This window comes from Rahnella sp. P4_A8 (assembly GCF_056402435.1).
Genome location: NZ_JBFUHK010000041.1, coordinates 1 through 17,210 on the forward strand (window position 1 = coordinate 1; position 17,210 = coordinate 17,210).

Here is a 17,210-nt window from a genome sequence, read left to right on the forward strand (position 1 = left end):
CGGGTTAATGCCGGTCACTTAAGCATTTTTATGAATACAAATTCATTTTTGTGCTTCAAAGGATAATGAAGGAATCAGGCTTATAGCGCTATTTTTCTTCATCGAAGGCCCAAATTCACGGGCCTCATTTCCTTAAGTGACCGGCATTAACCTTCGGGTCGCCTTTTTTATGCCACGCCTGGCGGAAGCCGCTTATAATTCGTTTAGGTTCTGTTGATGTTCGGCACACCTGCGTTGACCTGAGGTTGATTAAAATGTTTCTGAATCATTTACAATCGCACTCAGAATGTTTAATCCATTTTTCGCGCTGTCAGGATAAGGAATCACCATGCGAATTTTAGTCATTGAAGATAACGCACTGTTACGTCATCACCTCTCAGTACAGCTGCGGGAAATGGGCCATCAGGTCGATGCGGCAGAAGACGCCAAAGAAGCAGACTATTTTCTGCATGAGCATGCGCCTGATATCGCCATTGTTGACCTCGGCTTGCCTGGTGAAGATGGCCTGAGCCTGATCCGCCGCTGGCGAAGTCATCAGAACAATCTGCCGATTCTGGTGCTGACCGCCCGCGAAAGCTGGCAGGATAAAGTCGCAGTGCTGGAAGCCGGTGCGGATGATTACGTCACTAAGCCATTCCATCTGGAAGAAGTGCTGGCGCGCATGCAGGCGCTGATGCGCCGTAACAGCGGTCTCGCTTCACAGGTGATCACGCTGCAACCTTTCCAGATTGATCTGTCACGTCGTGAACTGACCGTCAATGAGCAGCCGATTAAACTGACCGCTTTCGAATACACGATTATCGAGACACTGATCCGCAATGCGGGAAAGGTGGTCAGCAAGGACTCTCTGATGCTTCAGCTCTATCCGGATGCCGAGCTGCGTGAAAGTCACACCGTCGATGTTCTGATGGGCCGTCTGCGCAAAAAACTGCAGGCAGAACACCCGGTTGATGTGATAACGACCGTACGTGGTCAGGGTTACCGTTTCGACATCAGGCCATAATCATCGTCATGTTCAAAGGACGCTTCATGAAAGGACGTCGTACCCGGAACCCCTTCTCCCTTCGCGTCCGCTTTATGATGGCGACCGCTGCGGTGGTACTTACCCTGTCGCTGGCCTACGGGCTGGTGGCCGTGGTGGGTTACATGGTGAGTTTCGACAAAACCGCCTACCGGCTCCTGCGCGGCGAAAGTAACCTCTTCTTCAGCCTTGCACAATGGCGCGACGGCAAGCTGACTATCAACGTTCCACCTGATCTCGACCTCAACACGCCGACGCTGGTGTTCATTTACGACGCAGACGGAAAACTGTTATGGGCCGAGCGCCGCATCCCTGAGCTCGAAGCGCATATCGATAAAGCGTGGATGAACAAACCCGGCTTCTATGAGCTGGATACCGACACGCAAATCAGCAGCGAAGTACTGGGCAACAACCCGCAAGCGCAGGATAAGTTGAAGGATTACGACGATACCGACGCCAACGCGATGACCCATTCCATTGCGGTCAATACCTATAATGCAACCTCGCGCCTGCCGGCGCTGAACATTGTGGTGGTCGATACCATTCCGCAGGAATTACAGCGATCTGATCTTGTCTGGGAATGGTTCAGCTATGTCTTACTGGCGAACCTGCTGCTGGTGGTGCCTTTGTTATGGCTGGCAGCTTACTGGAGCCTGAGGCCAATCAAAGAACTGATCCATCAGGTCGCCGAACTGGAAACCCACGAGCGGGAATCACTGGATGAAAACCCGCCACGTGAACTGCGCGGTCTGGTGCGTAACCTGAATATTTTGCTGCACGGGGAGCGTGGCCGTTATGATCGTTACCGCACCACGCTGGCTGACCTGACGCACAGCCTGAAAACGCCGCTGGCTGTCTTGCAGTCCACCCTGCGTGCACTGCGCAATGGTAAACAGATGACCATTGAAGATGCCGAGCCGGTGATGCTTGAGCAAATCAGCCGCATCTCACAGCAGATTGGCTATTACCTGCATCGCGCGACATTGCGCTCCGAACAAAACCTGCTGATCCGTGAAGTTCACTCCGTCCCGGCGATCCTCGACGGATTATGTTCGGCGTTGAATAAGGTTTATCAGCGTAAAGGCGTGGTGATCACGGTGGATATTTCACCGGAAATCACCTTTGTGGGCGAAAAAAATGACTTCATGGAAGTGATGGGTAATGTGATAGACAACGCCTGCAAATACTGTCTGGAGTTTGTCGAAATCAGTGCCGTCCATACCGAGAATCAGTTGGTGATCCTGATTGAAGACGATGGCCCGGGTATTCCGGTAAGTAAGCGCGAGGTGATTTTCCAGCGCGGGCAGCGGGCAGATACCTTGCGTCCGGGACAAGGGCTGGGGTTATCGCTCGCCAACGACATCATTGAACAGTACGACGGCAAAATTATCATTGGTGACAGCCCGCTTGGCGGCGCCAGCATGCGCGTTTGTTTTGGTCTGCAACAAGGCATTGAACTGGAATAACGTTCTCCCCCGATTATTTTGCCAGCAAATTTCGGCGCAATCTTAAGCATAGTGCGAAATTTGCTGGCAATTGCCCAACTCAGCCGCAACACCTTCCGTTATAATCATTTACAGACTCTTCTCTTCCTTATCACCCTCCATTTAATGCAAGGGAAATACTATGGATTACCAACTCGACCTAGACTGGAATGATTTCCTGCAGCGTTACTGGCAAAAGCGTCCTGTGGTGTTAAAACGCGGCTTTAAAAATTTCGTCGATCCGATCTCTCCGGACGAACTGGCTGGTCTGGCGATGGAAAATGAGGTGGACAGCCGTCTGGTGAGCAATGAGGACGGCAAGTGGAATGTCAGCCACGGGCCGTTTGAAAGTTACGATCATCTGGGTGAAACGGGCTGGTCAGTTCTGGTTCAGGCGGTCGACCACTGGCATGAACCCTCTTCCCATCTGATGACGCCATTTCGCCACATTCCTGACTGGCGCATGGACGATTTGATGATTTCCTTCTCGGTGCCCGGCGGTGGTGTTGGCCCGCATCTGGATCAGTACGACGTATTTATTATTCAGGGCACTGGCCGCCGCCGCTGGCGTGTGGGCGAGAAAGTCGCCATGAAACAACATTGCCCGCATCCTGATTTGCTGCAGGTCGAGCCGTTCGAGGCGATTATTGATGAAGAACTGGAACCGGGCGACATCGTCTACATTCCGCCGGGCTTCCCGCACGACGGCTATTCGCTGGAAAACTCCCTCAACTATTCCGTCGGTTTCCGTGCGCCAAACGCCCGTGAGATGGTCAGTGGTTTTGCAGATTTCGTGCTTTCCCGCGAGCTGGGCAGCCACCGTTACAGCGATCCGGAACTGGTTGAACGTGAACATCCGGCCGAAGTACAACCGGCTGAGCTGGATAAACTGCGCGGCATGATGCTGGATCTGATTGATAATCCGGCGCATTTCAACAGCTGGTTTGGCGAGTTTATTTCCCAGTCGCGTCATGAGCTGGATCTGGCACCGCCGGAACCGCCTTATCAGCCGGGTGAAATTTATGAACTGCTGGAGTCGGGTGAAACGCTGGAACGTCTGGGCGGTCTTCGCGTGCTGCGCGTGGGTGATACCTGTTACGTCAACGGCGAAGCCATGACCACGGAACATATCGCTGCGGTGGATGYGATTGCCCGCCATAAAACCGTAACCAAAGACATGCTTGGCGATGCGCTGGACGATCCTTCATTCCTTGCGCTGCTGTCTGCGCTGGTAAACAGCGGTTACTGGTACTTTAACGACTGATATTAAGAGCTATTTAATCTTATTATTAATACAGGATGCTTCGGCATTCTGTATTAATTAAGAAATTTAATATTTTAGTTATTAATGGCTAACCGGTAAAGAATAGTTAATTCACATTAGTCAACATCTTTTAAACTTTATAATCAGGGAATATATTTCATTACCAACACCCGGTTATTAAAGGCCAGACATATTCTTCACACAGTTGTTCACGAAAAAAAATGAGTTAACTCAAACCCATACCTTTGCCTGTTATCCCCTCCCGAAACCTGAAGCAAGAAAATCCGAGCTCTACATAAATCGAAATATCTCACCTGAAATAACTCGAAGATTATACGATACAATTAATAAGCACATAGTTCGAGACATCCGCAGGTTTGGTAAGTCCGCCATGAATCCGAGTATGCTGGCCGATTTCTCCCGAATGAGTTATTTTATTGATAACAAAAAATATCCGTTCCTGGTAATGACATTCAATCTAAAACTAACTTTTCCACTCAGATCGTTGAACCCAAATATCCAATGGATTCAGGAATATATCGGCTCGCTGTCTTCTTTCCTGCATCAGGGTATTTTTCCTGATTTTTTTGTGCTGTGGATAACTGGAAGGCCAGTGATGACCGCAAGTAGGAAATCGCTATGGTTCTCTGGAGAGAAATAGAACCGCCACCAGCTTTTATATCTCCAGCACAGGCATGATTAAGTTAGTTACTCAGGCACATATTTCAAACATTCTACTCAGAAATAACAACATTAGAATGGTGGATAAAAAACGTAGCCAGTTTCACTTACAGCTCTCRTGCCGGGCAGTAGCCATGCCAGACAAAGGTTGATCACTACACAAGGCAATGGCGCAGACGGCTACCGGATAGCGCTGCACGGAATGGAGCGTCTAAAATAACAAACGCAATGCTGTCGGGCTTTCACAGCCCGACGAAGTTATCGAAGCCGCAGCAGGCGTTTGAAAGGATTAAGGTTCAGAGATTTGGTATGCAGACTTATTTTTATGGCGAGGTCTTTATCTCTCAGATAATTACATGCCACCCCTACACGCTTAGGCGTACAGGGTAAAAAACCACCCTGCATATAGCCAAAGGCCCTGGCACGTAATGGTGAAGCGATAAGTCCTGCATTGATGACCCGGCCAACAATATTAGCGCAATTCTTCCCGACGGTACGAAATGATGATCCTCCTGCTTTATGACAAATATCATACCAGGCTGTTTTCATCGCACTCTCGTCCAGGTTCATCAATCCATAAATAACATCTGGTGGGTTACCTTCGGTACGGGCATCAGAACGATAAGTCGTTGAACTGGTATTCCCCATGCAAGCGATTCTTGAAGGGTATTTACCGAACATGATTTTTTTATCTTCTGTTTGTGGCCACCAGCTGACATAAGGACTGGTTTCTAAAATATCACCAATAAACATTGACGCATGGCCTACATTCCCACCATCCGGATACCAGATTAATACCCATGCACTATAACAAGTGCCGGTACCACGAGTCGGGATGCGAGTTCTGACAAAATCCCGCAGTGATGCTACATCCTTTAATTCCATTTTCTCAAATCCGTAGAGGCAAAAATGTATTTTACAGACAGGAGAAATGAGAAAAAAATACAAATTAGAGATACGAAATCAAGATATATTTAGGCAGGTTATCTGTCATAACCAGATAAAATGGTTAACACGCTGATAATAAAGGGCAATCTAACCAGCCTTATATTGTTAAACGTTATAACTCAAAGGCTGAACAGGATTTATTGAGATCTTTCCGCCGTCAGTTCCGCGATACGCATAATCACTGCAACCGCTTTTTCCATTCCTTCGAGCGTTACGAATTCGTGTTTGCCATGGAAGTTATAACCGCCGGTGAAGATATTCGGGCATGGCAAACCGCGAAACGAAAGTTGCGCGCCATCAGTGCCACCACGAATGGGCTTCATGATTGGCTCGATATCGCAATCTTTCATCGCCTGCTGAGCCAGCGCAATAATGTGCGGATGCTGAGCCACTTTGTCGCGCATGTTGTAATAGTGATCGTCGAGCGTCACTTCGATATAACAATCACGGTGCAGGCCTTTGCCGACCACGTGTGCGACATCAATAATTTTTTGCTTACGGGCTTCGAACTGCGTTTTGTCGAAATCACGGATGATGTAATGCATTTCCGCACGCTCAACGTTGCCCTTGATGGTCGTCAGATGGTAGAAACCTTCGTAACCTTCTGTATGTTCGGGCGTTTCATCTGCAGGCAGCTCGTTGTGAAAACGCGTCGCCAGTGACAGCGCATTCACCATCACCCCTTTGGCACTGCCCGGATGCACATTATTACCGACAATTTTAATCGTGGCCGACGCAGCGTTGAAGTTCTCAAACTCCAGCTCCCCCACTCCGCCACCGTCGACGGTGTAGGCCCACTGCGCGCCGAATGCAGGAATATCAAAACTCTGCGCGCCTTTGCCGATTTCCTCGTCTGGCGTGAAGGCGATACGCACCGGTCCGTGCGGAATATTGCTGTTTTTCAGTCGCACCATCGCGGTAATAATTTCTGCGATACCAGATTTATCATCAGACCCGAGCAAGGTTTTGCCGTCGGTGGTGATAATCGTGTGCCCGAGAAGCTGATGTAATACCGGGAACATCACCGGAGATAATATTTCATCGCCATTACCCAGTGCGATATCGCCGCCGCGGTAATTTTCCACAATTTGTGGATTAACGTGTTTAGCCGTGAAATCAGGCGCGGTATCCAGATGGGAAATAAAACCAATCACCGGCACTTTCCAGGCCACATTGCCTGGCAAGGTGGCCATCACGCAGCCTTTATCACTGAGCGTAACCTGAGAAAAACCTAGCTCGGTCAGTTCATTACGCAGGGCCTGCGCCAGCCTGAGTTGTCCATCGGTGCTGGGCGTGTGTTTAACATTGGGCTTAGATTGAGTATCGAAAGAAACATAATGAAGAAAACGATCAAGCAACTTATTCATTTGGGTATCCTCTGGCGGCTGGGTTTTATTATGCGCAGCATGAAAACCCTGAATATTGCGTCAGGTCATTTTTCACCAAGTTTAACGAGATATGTCTATGGGGCAGGCGCAATTTTTGGCGAGAACAATAAAAAAAAGCCTGGTGATCACCAGGCCTGGTCTTTCTTGGTCAGGAACTTATGGACAAATTCCGGTACGACCTGGCTCGCCAGCCCGTAGTGCTTCATATCGAATTCGCTTTCAACCTGACTCGGTTCAAGATTCAGTTCAACAGCACAGGCGCCGCCGATGCGCGCTTCATGGACAAATCCCGCGGCCGGATAAACGTGGCCAGACGTACCGATAGCGACAAAAAAATCGGCTTTAGCCAGCGCATCGTAAATCTCGTCCATGCCAAAAGGCATTTCACCGAACCAGACTATGTGCGGGCGCAACGGTGCCGGAAACTGACAGCAATGACAGCGGTCATCCACAGTCAGATCGCCCGGCCAGTCCAATACCTGCCCCGATTGCGTACACCGCACTTTTAGCAATTCGCCGTGCATATGAATGACGCGTAAGCTGCCCGCGCGCTCGTGCAGGTTATCGATATTTTGCGTAACCAGCAGGAAGTTCTCACCGAGCGCTTCTTCCAGCGTGGCCAGCGCGTAATGTGCGGCATTCGGTTTGAGATCTTCTGCCTGCAACTGACGGCGGCGCTCATTATAAAAACGCTGTACCAGTTCAGGATCACGGCGATAGCCTTCGGGCGTCGCCACATCCTCAACATGATGTTCTTCCCACAAACCGTCAGCGGCGCGGAAAGTACGAATGCCAGACTCGGCGGAAATCCCTGCGCCGGTCAGCACCACGACAAACGGCTTCTTCAACGACGCAGCCGCCATCGAGTCACGGTGGAAAATATTCGACCGGAACCGCTGATGGCGAATGCGCTTATTTTTGCGAAACCGACACAGACGATGACGTGTGCGCATGAAGTGCTCCTTACTCTCTGTGTCTGATTAAGACTTCATTTAAAAATGGATTACTGACCGCCACTGAGTACGCGGGCAGGATCGATACGGCTCGCACGCCGCGCCGGATACCAGCTTGCCAGCAAACTCAGCACCAGGGCGGTTACCAGCACCCCTGCGACATCCAGCCAGTGAACTTCAGAAGGCAGGAAGTCGATGAAATAAATATCGCCCGACAGGAACTGGTGACCGGTCAGTTTTTGCAATGCATTGACGATGTTAGTCAGCTGGAAGGCCGCAATCACGCCGATCACTACACCTGCAACGCTGCCGACCAGCCCCGCCAGTAAACCGTACCAGATGAAGACTGCGCGGATAAGTCCGTCTTTCGCACCCAGTGTGCGCAAAATCGCAATATCGCTGCTTTTATCTTTCACCGCCATCACCAGCGTTGAAACGATATTGAAGCAGGCCACACCAATCACCAGCACCATCGCCATATACATGATAGCGCGCACCATCTGGATATCACGGTACATGTAGCCATAAGTTCCGATCCAGCTGCTGATATAAACGTAAGCCTGAGTCACTTCACCGGCGTCGTGCACCAGTTTCTGTGCGGCAAAGACATCGTTCACTTTGATATCAATACCGGTCACGCTGCTGCCCATATCCTGATATTGCTGGGCATCGGCCAGAGGCACCATGCCAAGGCTGTGATCAAGTTGTCCGCTGAGCTGCAAAATACCGGCAACCTGCAGGCGAATACGTTTTGGCTGCAACAGCTTCATTTCCGGGTCGCTGTTCGGGATCATCACGGTCACCCAGTCGCCCTGCTTCACGCCCACCGCATCCGCGACGCCTTTGCCGAGGATCAACTGTTGCTGACCGGCTTTAAAATTTTGCCAGGCATTATTCTGCACGAATTTCGGCGCGGCACTGACACGTGGTTCACTCTGTGGATCAACACCTTTCAGTTGGATGGCGCGCAGTTTGGCGCCGTGCTCAATCAGGCCGTTGAACTGGATATAGGGTGCAGCCGCCACAATACCCGGCACTTTTTCCACCCGATCCAGCACGCCCTGCCAGTTGTTGAACGGCTGATTGACCGGCCGGATTTCGCCGTGCGGTACGACCGCCAGTACGCGTTCTTTCAGCTCACGTTCAAAACCATTCATGGCGCTGAGGCCAACGATCAGCACCGCCACCCCCAGTGCAATGCCTAACGTTGAAATCACCGAAATCAGCGACACCATGCCGCTGCGACGGCGTCCACGACTGAACCGCAGGCCAATCAATAATGAAAAAGGAATGCCAGACATTACTTCGCTCCCAGCAACATCGATTCCTGCTGCAACTTGCCGTCACGCATTTCCAGCTGACGCGTCAGACGGTTCGCCAGTTGCAGATCATGCGTCACCACCAGAAACGCCGTGCCCTGGCGCACATTCAGTTCGCCGAGCAATTCGAAAATGCTGTCGGCATTGCGCTGATCGAGATTACCGGTCGGTTCATCGGCCAGCACCAGCGAAGGATTATTCACCAGCGCACGGGCAATTGCCACTCGCTGACGTTCACCACCGGAAAGCTCGGAAGGACGGTGATTGCTGCGATGTTGCAGTCCCACCGCTTCGAGCATCGCCAGCGCGCGTTCCTGCACTTCGGCAGATTTCTTTTTGCCAATCAGCAGCGGCATCGCGACGTTTTCCAGCGCGGTGAAATCCGGCAGCAAATGGTGGAACTGATAAATGAAGCCCAGCTCGCGGTTACGCAATTCAGATTTCGCCGATGAAGACATCGCATTCAGAGACTGGCCTTTGAAAATCACTTCGCCGGACGTCGGGGAATCGAGTCCACCCAGCAAATGCAGCAAAGTACTTTTGCCGGAACCGGAGGTGCCGACAATCGCCATCATCTCACCCGGCTGCATAGCGAAACTGACGTCACGCAGCACGTCGGTGTGCATTTTACCTTCCTGATAAGTCTTACAGAGGTTTTCACACTGCAATAATAAAGAATTACTCATAACGTAAAGCCTCTGCGGGATGGGTGGCAGCAGCGCGCCAGGAAGGATAAAGCGTAGATAATAAAGCAATAGCCATAGCAACCAGCGCGATGACCACGACCTGAACCGGTTCGATATCGACCGGCAGCGACGCGCCATCGAGCATCAGCCCGATAGCTGGCATAATTGTATTCAGTTGGGTGGCCAGCACCACGCCGAGCACGGCACCGAGCAACGCGCCGATCACACCGGCACTGGCACCCTGCACCATGAACAGCGCCATAATCTGGCGACGGCTTAAGCCCTGTGTTTGCAAAATGGCCACTTCGGCTTGCTTCTCCATCACCAGTAAACCCAGTGACGTAATAATGTTAAACGCGGCGACGGCGACGATCAGGCTCAGCAACAGCCCCATCATATTTTTCTCCATGCGCACCGCCTGGAACAATTCGCCGCGGCGTTCACGCCAGTCTTTCCAGCTTGCACCGTCAGGCAGTTTTTGCGTACTCAGACTGTCGACGTCCAGCGGTTTGTCGAGGAACAAACGCCAGCCGGTGACATTGCCTTTCGGATACAGCATCAGACGTGAGGCGTCCTGAATGTTCACCAGCATCTGGTAACCATCCACTTCGCTGTTGGCGGAGAAAGTGCCGATAACGTTGAACAAACGCTGGCTCGGGACGCGGCCGACTGGCGTGAACTGGCTGACACTGGTGACCATCAGACGCAGTTGATCGCCACGGCGCACTTTTAACTGCTGCGCCAGCTGATCGCCAAGAATAACGTTGTATTTACCGGGTTGAAGTTCCTGCTGGGCAACCCCAATTAAGTATTTCGCCAGCGGGTCTTTCTGGTCAGGATCGACACCGAGCATCACGCCCACCGCGACGCTGCCTGGGCTTTGCAGCACGACATCGCCGGTGGTCAGCGGTACAGCGCGGTTAACACTTTTCAGCGCCGACACCTGTTGATGGGTGATTTTCTGAGGGTCGAGGGATCCGCCCGGCGTGGTGATTAACGCCTGAGGCATCAGACCCAGGATGTTACCTTCCAGATCTTTCTCAAAACCGTTCATCACTGACAGCACGGTCACCAGCGCCATCACGCCGAGAGTGATACCAATGGTGGATAACCAGGAGACAAACCGCCCGAAGCGGTCCGAAGCACGCCCGCGCATGTAGCGCAGACCTATAAATAACGCGACAGGTTGATACATAACATCCGTTTTAAGTGCTTGGCCGCAAATAAGTGCGTGGCGCAGACTAAAGTGATCAAGGATAATAAAGGCTAGCACCGCTTTATGGAACCATTAACCCAAAGTAATCGGTTTAACTTTGTGACGCCGTTGACCCTTTTATACAGACAACGGGTTGACCCCGATTACCCCTGCAAAGCAAGATACGGTCTGCTAATTGGCCTCCGACAGCCGCCAAAACGAGAACTCAACACAGCCTATGTCTCAAGATTATCGTTATTCGTTGCCTGAACGCCCGGGCGACAACCGCCTGTTAGGCCAGCTTACAGGCTCCGCCTGCGCGCTGGAATGCGCCCAAATCAGTGAACGCCATACAGGCCCGATCCTGCTGATTGCGCCTGATATGCAAAATGCCCTGCGCCTGCGCGATGAAATTCAACAGTTTACTGACAACAAAGTCCTGAGTATTGCGGACTGGGAAACGCTACCTTACGACAGTTTTTCTCCACATCAGGAAATTATTTCTTCACGCCTTTCCAGTTTGTATCAGCTTCCTACTATGGAACGCGGCATCATTATTCTGCCGGTGAATACGCTGATGCAACGCGTCTGCCCGCACGAATTCCTGCACGGTCACGCGCTGGTGATGAAGAAAGGTCAGCAGCTTTCGCGCGATAAATTGCGTGCACAGCTGGAACAGGCCGGTTATCGCAGCGTAGATCAGGTGATGGAGCACGGCGAGTTTGCCACCCGTGGCGCTCTGCTGGATTTGTATCCGATGGGCAGCGAAGAACCTTATCGCATTGATTTCTTTGATGATGAAATCGACAGCCTGCGCATTTTCGATGTGGATACCCAGCGCACGCTGAGTGAAGTGGAACATATCAATCTGCTACCCGCGCACGAATTTCCAACCGATAAAAATGCCATTGAACTGTTCCGCAGCCAATGGCGCGAGAAGTTCGAAGTACGTCGCGATGCCGAACACGTTTATCAGCAGGTCAGTAAAGGGACCTTCCCCGCCGGTATCGAATACTGGCAGCCGTTGTTTTTCAGTCAGCCTCTGACCACGCTGTTCAGCTATCTGCCGGAAAACACGCTGGTGCTGAATACCGGCGATCTCGAAGCCGCCGCTGAGCGCTTCTGGCAGGACGCCTGCCAGCGTTACGAAAGCCGCCGGGTCGATCCGATGCGTCCGCTGCTCGAGCCGGAAAATCTCTGGCTGCGTGTGGAGTCGCTGTTTACCGAGCTGAAAGCCTGGCCACGTGTTCAGCTGCGTACTGATTCGCTGCCGAAGAAAGCCGCCAATACCAATCTGAGTTACGAAAAGCTGCCAGATTTATCCGTTCAGCCGCAGAATAAAGCGCCGATGGATAACCTGCGTCGCTTTAATGAATCCTTTGCCGGCAGCCTGGTATTCTCTGTAGAAAGTGAAGGCCGCCGCGAAACGCTTCAGGATTTGCTGGCACGCATCAAGCTGATGCCGACGCTTATCACCCGGATTGAAGAAGCCGATATCGCCGGTCGTTACATCATGATCGGCGCGTGCGAACGTGGTTTTCTGGATGCGGATAAACAGCTGGCGCTGATTTGTGAAAGCGATCTGCTTGGTGAACGCGTGGCGCGTCGCCGTCAGGACAGCCGACGGTCGATCAACACCGATACACTGATCCGTAATCTCGCCGAACTGCGTCCCGGCCAGCCGGTAGTGCATGTCGAACACGGTGTGGGCCGTTATCTCGGGCTGACAACGCTTGAAACCGGCGGCATCACTGCCGAATACCTGATACTGACCTACGCCGGTGAAGACAAACTGTATGTGCCGGTATCATCGCTGCATCTCATCAGCCGCTATGCCGGTGGCGCGGATGAGAGCGCGCCGCTGCATAAACTCGGCGGTGAAGCCTGGTCAAAAGCGCGGCAGAAAGCGGCCGAGAAAGTGCGCGATGTCGCTGCGGAACTGCTGGATATCTACGCCCAGCGCGAAGCCAAAAGTGGTTTCGCGTTTAAGCACGACAAAGCACAGTATCAGCTGTTCTGTCAGGCTTTCCCGTTTGAAACCACGCCGGATCAGGCACAGGCCATTAACGCGGTACTGACTGACATGACCCAACCGCTGGCGATGGACCGGCTGGTATGTGGCGACGTCGGTTTCGGTAAAACCGAAGTGGCGATGCGCGCAGCCTTCCTCGCCGTTTCCAACAATAAGCAGGTGGCCGTTCTGGTACCGACCACCCTGCTGGCACAACAGCACTTCGATAACTTCCGCGACCGCTTCGCCAGCTGGCCAGTGCGCATCGAAATGATGTCGCGTTTCCGCAGCGCCAAAGAACAAAACGTCGTGCTGGAAGATGCGGTTGAAGGCAAAGTCGATATTATTATCGGCACACACAAACTGCTGCAAACCGATCTACGCTGGAAAGATCTGGGACTGCTGATTGTCGATGAAGAGCACCGTTTCGGCGTACGTCATAAAGAGCGCATCAAAGCGATGCGTGCAGACGTAGATATTCTTACCCTGACCGCAACGCCTATCCCGCGGACGCTGAACATGGCCATGAGCGGCATGCGCGACCTGTCTATTATTGCCACACCGCCTGCACGTCGTATGGCGGTGAAAACCTTTGTGCGCGAGTACGACAGTCTGGTCGTGCGTGAGGCAATCCTGCGTGAAATTCTGCGCGGCGGGCAGGTTTATTATCTCTACAACGATGTCGAGAATATCGAGAAAGCCTCGCAGCGGCTGGCCGAACTCGTGCCGGAAGCGCGCATTGCCATCGGCCACGGTCAGATGCGTGAACGCGACCTCGAGCGTGTGATGAATGATTTCCATCACCAGCGTTTCAACGTGCTGGTGTGTACCACCATTATCGAAACCGGTATCGATATCCCGACGGCGAACACAATCATTATTGAGCGCGCCGACCACTTTGGTCTGGCACAGTTGCATCAGTTGCGTGGCCGCGTAGGGCGGTCACACCATCAGGCCTATGCGTATCTGCTGACGCCGCCACCGAAAGCCATGTCGGCCGATGCACATAAACGTCTGGAGGCCATTGCCTCGCTGGAAGACCTGGGTGCCGGTTTTGCGCTGGCGACGCACGACCTTGAAATCCGCGGTGCTGGCGAACTGCTCGGCGAAGGCCAGAGCGGCCAGATGACCAGTATCGGTTTCTCGCTGTATATGGAGTTGCTGGAAAACGCCGTCGAAGCGTTGAAAGAAGGCCGCGAGCCATCGCTGGAGGATTTAACCACCAGCCAGACCGAAGTTGAAATGCGCATGCCTGCGCTGCTGCCGGAGGATTTCATTCCTGATGTGAATACGCGCCTGTCGTTGTATAAACGTATCGCCAGTGCGAAAACCGAAGGCGAACTGGATGAACTCCGCGTTGAGCTGATCGACCGTTTTGGCACACTGCCGGACGGTGCGCGCAATCTGTTGCTGATTGCCGTGCTGCGCCTGAAAGCCAAAGAACTCGGCATCCGGCGGATTGAAGGCAACGAGCGCGGCGGATTCATTGAGTTTGGCGATAAGAACCGTGTGGATCCGGGCTTCCTGATTGGTCTGTTACAGAAACAACCCCAGGTTTACCGGCTGGACGGCCCGACAAAACTGAAGTTTGTGTTAGATCTGACTGATCGCCCGAAACGCCTGAAGTTTGTCGGTGACATGCTGAATGAGTTTACTGAGCATCTGATCTGAATCTGATCTTCATGCGTTAAAAAAAGCCTGAGGTTTTCACCTCAGGCTTTTTATTTTCCACACTTCCCGCTTGGTTATGAACGGGTAAGTTGCAACTGACCGCTTTTATCCAGCGGAATTTGTGTGCCCGGATCGTGGTCCATACGAACTTTCCCTTGCTGATCGCCTATTTTATAGGTCACATCATAACCGAGCGTTTTATCTTCTTTGTCATACACGGTTTTACAGCGCTGCTGTTGCGTGGTGTAGGTGTCGTTTTCCTGCATGCTGCTCTGCACGCGGTTACCCGCATAGCCACCGCCCAACGCACCCGCTACCGTCGCAACATCACGTCCGCGGCCGCCACCAAACTGGTGACCGAGTACGCCACCGGCGACTGCACCGAGCACGGAGCCAGCAATCTGATGTTCATCCTGTACAGGACGTCGGTGAGTGACCGTCACATTCCGACATTCCTGACGCGGGATTTTCGTGGTTTCTTTGATTGGCGTCGCGCTGACAACCTGCGCGTACTCCGGGCCAGATGAAAAAACATTCATGCTTGCAACGCCAGCAATGCCCAACGCCGCAGCCACACCAATACCGACCCCAGCTAACATTGACTTGTTCACAGGACTTCCTCCGCAAATGTTACCACGCAATGACTCCGTTACCGGGGTCCCTCAGCGGACAGCTTCACATCTGAGGTTCGGCGTGCGTGAATCGCCGTCTGTGACCATCTGTTCTTGTAAACTTATTGTTAAGTCTGCACACCTAAACGTAAGCAAACAATAAGACGAAATCTGTAAGTGAGATAAACAACCGGTGCACCCCCCTGTTTCGGAGAATTCTTAGCAGACAACCTCATCGTGGCGGGATCTTATGCTGTTCACAGGGGTATTCATGCAGATAAGAAAAAGCCTGTCAGAAACAGGCTTTAGGCTATGAAACGATTCAGCTGACGTTGAAAAAAATATCAGCGAACAGGTATCAGTGCAGTTTAAGACGCGGGCGGATCACCCGGTTAATGCCGCCGACCAGCATCATCAGACCGGTTTTGATGTAACCGTGCAATGCAATCTGGTGCATACGGTACAGCGAGATATAAACCAGTCTCGCCAGACGGCCTTCGACCATCATAGAACCGCGCATCAGGTTACCCATCAGGCTGCCGACAGTACTGAAGCGTGAAAGGGAAACCAGTGAACCGTGGTCTTTATAGACGTAAGGTTTCAGGCTTTGCCCCTTACGCTGCGCCATGATGTTGGCAAAACAACGGGAGGCCATCTGATGCGCTGACTGCGCACGCGGTGGCACGAAACCGCCGGATGGCTGCGGACAGGAAGCGCAGTCGCCAATCGCATAGATGTTCGGGTCGCGCGTGGTCTGCAGCGTCGGTTCCACCACAAGCTGATTGATACGGTTGGTTTCCAGACCCGCGATGTCTTTCATGAAATCAGGGGCTTTAATCCCCGCCGCCCAGACCATCAGATCGGCGTCAATGAATTCGCCGGACTTGGTGTTCAGACCGTTCTTATCCGCGCTGGTCACCATGGTTTGCGTCAGAACGCGTACGCCCAGTTTAGTCAGCTCGTTATGCGCCGCAGCAGAAATACGCGGTGGCAGCGCAGGCAGAATACGTTCACCGGCTTCCACCAGCGTGACGTTCAGCGCTTCGCTGTCCAGCCCTTCGAAACCGTAGCTGTGCAGTTGTTTTACCGCATTATGCAGCTCGGCAGACAGCTCGACACCCGTCGCCCCGCCGCCAACAATCGCAATGTTCACTTTCTTCTGCTTGTCTGCACTGGCAGAGAATTTGAGGAACAGGTTCAGCATTTCGTTATGGAAACGGTGCGCCTGATGCGGGTTATCCAGGAAGATGCAGTGGTCTTTGACGCCCGGTGTACCGAAATCGTTAGACGTGCTGCCCAGCGCCATCACCAGGGTGTCGTACGCAATATCCCGTACCGGCACCAGCATTTCGCCGTTCTCGTCACAGATTTCAGCCAGTTTGATGGTCTGATTTTCACGGTCGATATCGGTCAGTGAGCCAATCTGGAAGGTGAAACCGTGGTTGCGGGCATGAGCCAGATAGCTCAGCGCATCCACGCCGTCATCCAGACTGCCGGTCGCCACTTCGTGCAACAGGGGTTTCCATAAATGGCTGTGGTTACGGTCGACCAGAATGATCTCCGCTTTTTTGTTGCGGCCAAGTTTATGGCCCAGGCTGGTCGCCAGTTCCAGACCGCCGGCGCCGCCGCCGATAATCACAATTTTCTTCATTGGTGATGTCAAAATGACCCCCTCAAATGTGAACCAATTGTTATATAAGAGTAAAAATATAATCCTTATATAACATAGGGTTGCTTAAGTTAAATCGGTATCTGAGACGGAGGATATCACGCGTGGTGATTTGGTCATACCAAAATTGATATAGGTCAATTTAAATTCATTTGGCTAATTTGACTTAGGAAAATGGCACGCATTTTGACATCTTTAAATCAGCAAGTTAGACGCGGATCTGCCATGAAAACGAATACTGAAGCGGGAATGACACAAATAAAAAACCACTGCGCAAAGGCAGTGGTTTTAGCGATTTCAGAAACGAAA

12 protein-coding genes are annotated in these 17,210 nt (G+C 52.2%); 4 read left to right on the forward strand and 8 right to left on the reverse strand.

Annotation, left to right across the window (positions count from 1 at the left end; genetic code table 11):
• Positions 1–328: 328 nt before the first annotated feature.
• From phoP to AC1DUO_RS17620, 3 genes are all read left to right on the forward strand, one after another.
• A complete protein-coding gene (gene phoP, locus AC1DUO_RS17610) occupies positions 329–1,003 on the forward strand; it encodes a two-component system response regulator PhoP (RefSeq protein WP_013576218.1) in 675 nt (224 codons plus the stop codon).
• 26 nt (positions 1,004–1,029) lie between these two features.
• Positions 1,030–2,487: a two-component system sensor histidine kinase PhoQ gene (phoQ, locus tag AC1DUO_RS17615; RefSeq protein WP_013576219.1), complete on the forward strand. Its 1,458-nt coding sequence runs from the start codon at positions 1,030–1,032 to the stop codon at positions 2,485–2,487.
• Positions 2,488–2,647: 160 nt separating this feature from the next.
• Positions 2,648–3,769 carry a ribosomal protein uL16 3-hydroxylase gene (locus tag AC1DUO_RS17620; RefSeq protein WP_477988148.1) on the forward strand — a complete coding sequence of 374 codons (1,122 nt, stop codon included), beginning with the start codon at positions 2,648–2,650 and terminating at the stop codon, positions 3,767–3,769.
• A 939-nt stretch (positions 3,770–4,708) separates the two neighbouring features.
• On the opposite strand, the gene AC1DUO_RS17625 is transcribed toward AC1DUO_RS17620, so the two are convergent.
• From AC1DUO_RS17625 to lolC, 6 genes are all read right to left on the reverse strand, one after another.
• Complete coding sequence (locus tag AC1DUO_RS17625) at positions 4,709–5,335, reverse strand: hypothetical protein (RefSeq protein ID WP_126124253.1); 627 nt, start codon at positions 5,333–5,335, stop codon at positions 4,709–4,711.
• A gap of 200 nt (positions 5,336–5,535) precedes the next feature.
• Positions 5,536–6,765: a peptidase T gene (pepT, locus tag AC1DUO_RS17630; protein ID WP_013576223.1), complete on the reverse strand. Its 1,230-nt coding sequence runs from the start codon at positions 6,763–6,765 to the stop codon at positions 5,536–5,538.
• A 146-nt stretch (positions 6,766–6,911) separates the two neighbouring features.
• Positions 6,912–7,739 carry a Sir2 family NAD+-dependent deacetylase gene (gene cobB / locus AC1DUO_RS17635; protein WP_013576224.1) on the reverse strand — a complete coding sequence of 276 codons (828 nt, stop codon included), beginning with the start codon at positions 7,737–7,739 and terminating at the stop codon, positions 6,912–6,914.
• Positions 7,740–7,789: 50 nt separating this feature from the next.
• Positions 7,790–9,040 carry a lipoprotein-releasing ABC transporter permease subunit LolE gene (lolE, locus tag AC1DUO_RS17640; protein WP_037037364.1) on the reverse strand — a complete coding sequence of 417 codons (1,251 nt, stop codon included), beginning with the start codon at positions 9,038–9,040 and terminating at the stop codon, positions 7,790–7,792.
• Positions 9,040–9,744 (reverse strand): lipoprotein-releasing ABC transporter ATP-binding protein LolD, encoded by a 705-nt coding sequence (gene lolD / locus AC1DUO_RS17645; RefSeq protein WP_013576226.1) that lies wholly within the window; start codon positions 9,742–9,744, stop codon positions 9,040–9,042. Before lolD ends, lolE begins: the two co-directional genes overlap by 1 nt.
• Positions 9,737–10,939, reverse strand: coding sequence for a lipoprotein-releasing ABC transporter permease subunit LolC (gene lolC, locus AC1DUO_RS17650; protein ID WP_013576227.1), 1,203 nt, complete (start codon positions 10,937–10,939; stop codon positions 9,737–9,739). The genes lolD and lolC overlap by 8 nt, the downstream gene beginning before the upstream one ends.
• Positions 10,940–11,177: 238 nt before the next feature.
• Between lolC and mfd the strand changes: the two genes are divergently transcribed.
• Positions 11,178–14,621 (forward strand): transcription-repair coupling factor, encoded by a 3,444-nt coding sequence (mfd, locus tag AC1DUO_RS17655; RefSeq protein ID WP_013576228.1) that lies wholly within the window; start codon positions 11,178–11,180, stop codon positions 14,619–14,621.
• A 74-nt stretch (positions 14,622–14,695) separates the two neighbouring features.
• On the opposite strand, the gene AC1DUO_RS17660 is transcribed toward mfd, so the two are convergent.
• Positions 14,696–15,232: a glycine zipper 2TM domain-containing protein gene (locus AC1DUO_RS17660; protein ID WP_013576229.1), complete on the reverse strand. Its 537-nt coding sequence runs from the start codon at positions 15,230–15,232 to the stop codon at positions 14,696–14,698.
• 358 nt (positions 15,233–15,590) lie between these two features.
• Complete coding sequence (locus AC1DUO_RS17665) at positions 15,591–16,895, reverse strand: NAD(P)/FAD-dependent oxidoreductase (protein WP_013576230.1); 1,305 nt, start codon at positions 16,893–16,895, stop codon at positions 15,591–15,593.
• Positions 16,896–17,210 lie beyond the last annotated feature (315 nt).

Excerpts from the sequence above, each read along its gene's own strand:
- mfd (WP_013576228.1), top strand. The coding sequence starts at position 11,178 with ATGTCTCAAGATTATCGTTATTCGTTGCCTGAACGCCCGGGCGACAAC.
- phoP (WP_013576218.1), top strand. The coding sequence starts at position 329 with ATGCGAATTTTAGTCATTGAAGATAACGCACTGTTACGTCATCACCTC.
- phoQ (WP_013576219.1), top strand. The coding sequence starts at position 1,030 with ATGAAAGGACGTCGTACCCGGAACCCCTTCTCCCTTCGCGTCCGCTTT.
- pepT (WP_013576223.1), bottom strand. The coding sequence starts at position 6,765 with ATGAATAAGTTGCTTGATCGTTTTCTTCATTATGTTTCTTTCGATACT.
- lolC (WP_013576227.1), bottom strand. The coding sequence starts at position 10,939 with ATGTATCAACCTGTCGCGTTATTTATAGGTCTGCGCTACATGCGCGGG.
- cobB (WP_013576224.1), bottom strand. The coding sequence starts at position 7,739 with ATGCGCACACGTCATCGTCTGTGTCGGTTTCGCAAAAATAAGCGCATT.
- lolE (WP_037037364.1), bottom strand. The coding sequence starts at position 9,040 with ATGTCTGGCATTCCTTTTTCATTATTGATTGGCCTGCGGTTCAGTCGT.
- lolD (WP_013576226.1), bottom strand. The coding sequence starts at position 9,744 with ATGAGTAATTCTTTATTATTGCAGTGTGAAAACCTCTGTAAGACTTAT.
- AC1DUO_RS17625 (WP_126124253.1), bottom strand. The coding sequence starts at position 5,335 with ATGGAATTAAAGGATGTAGCATCACTGCGGGATTTTGTCAGAACTCGC.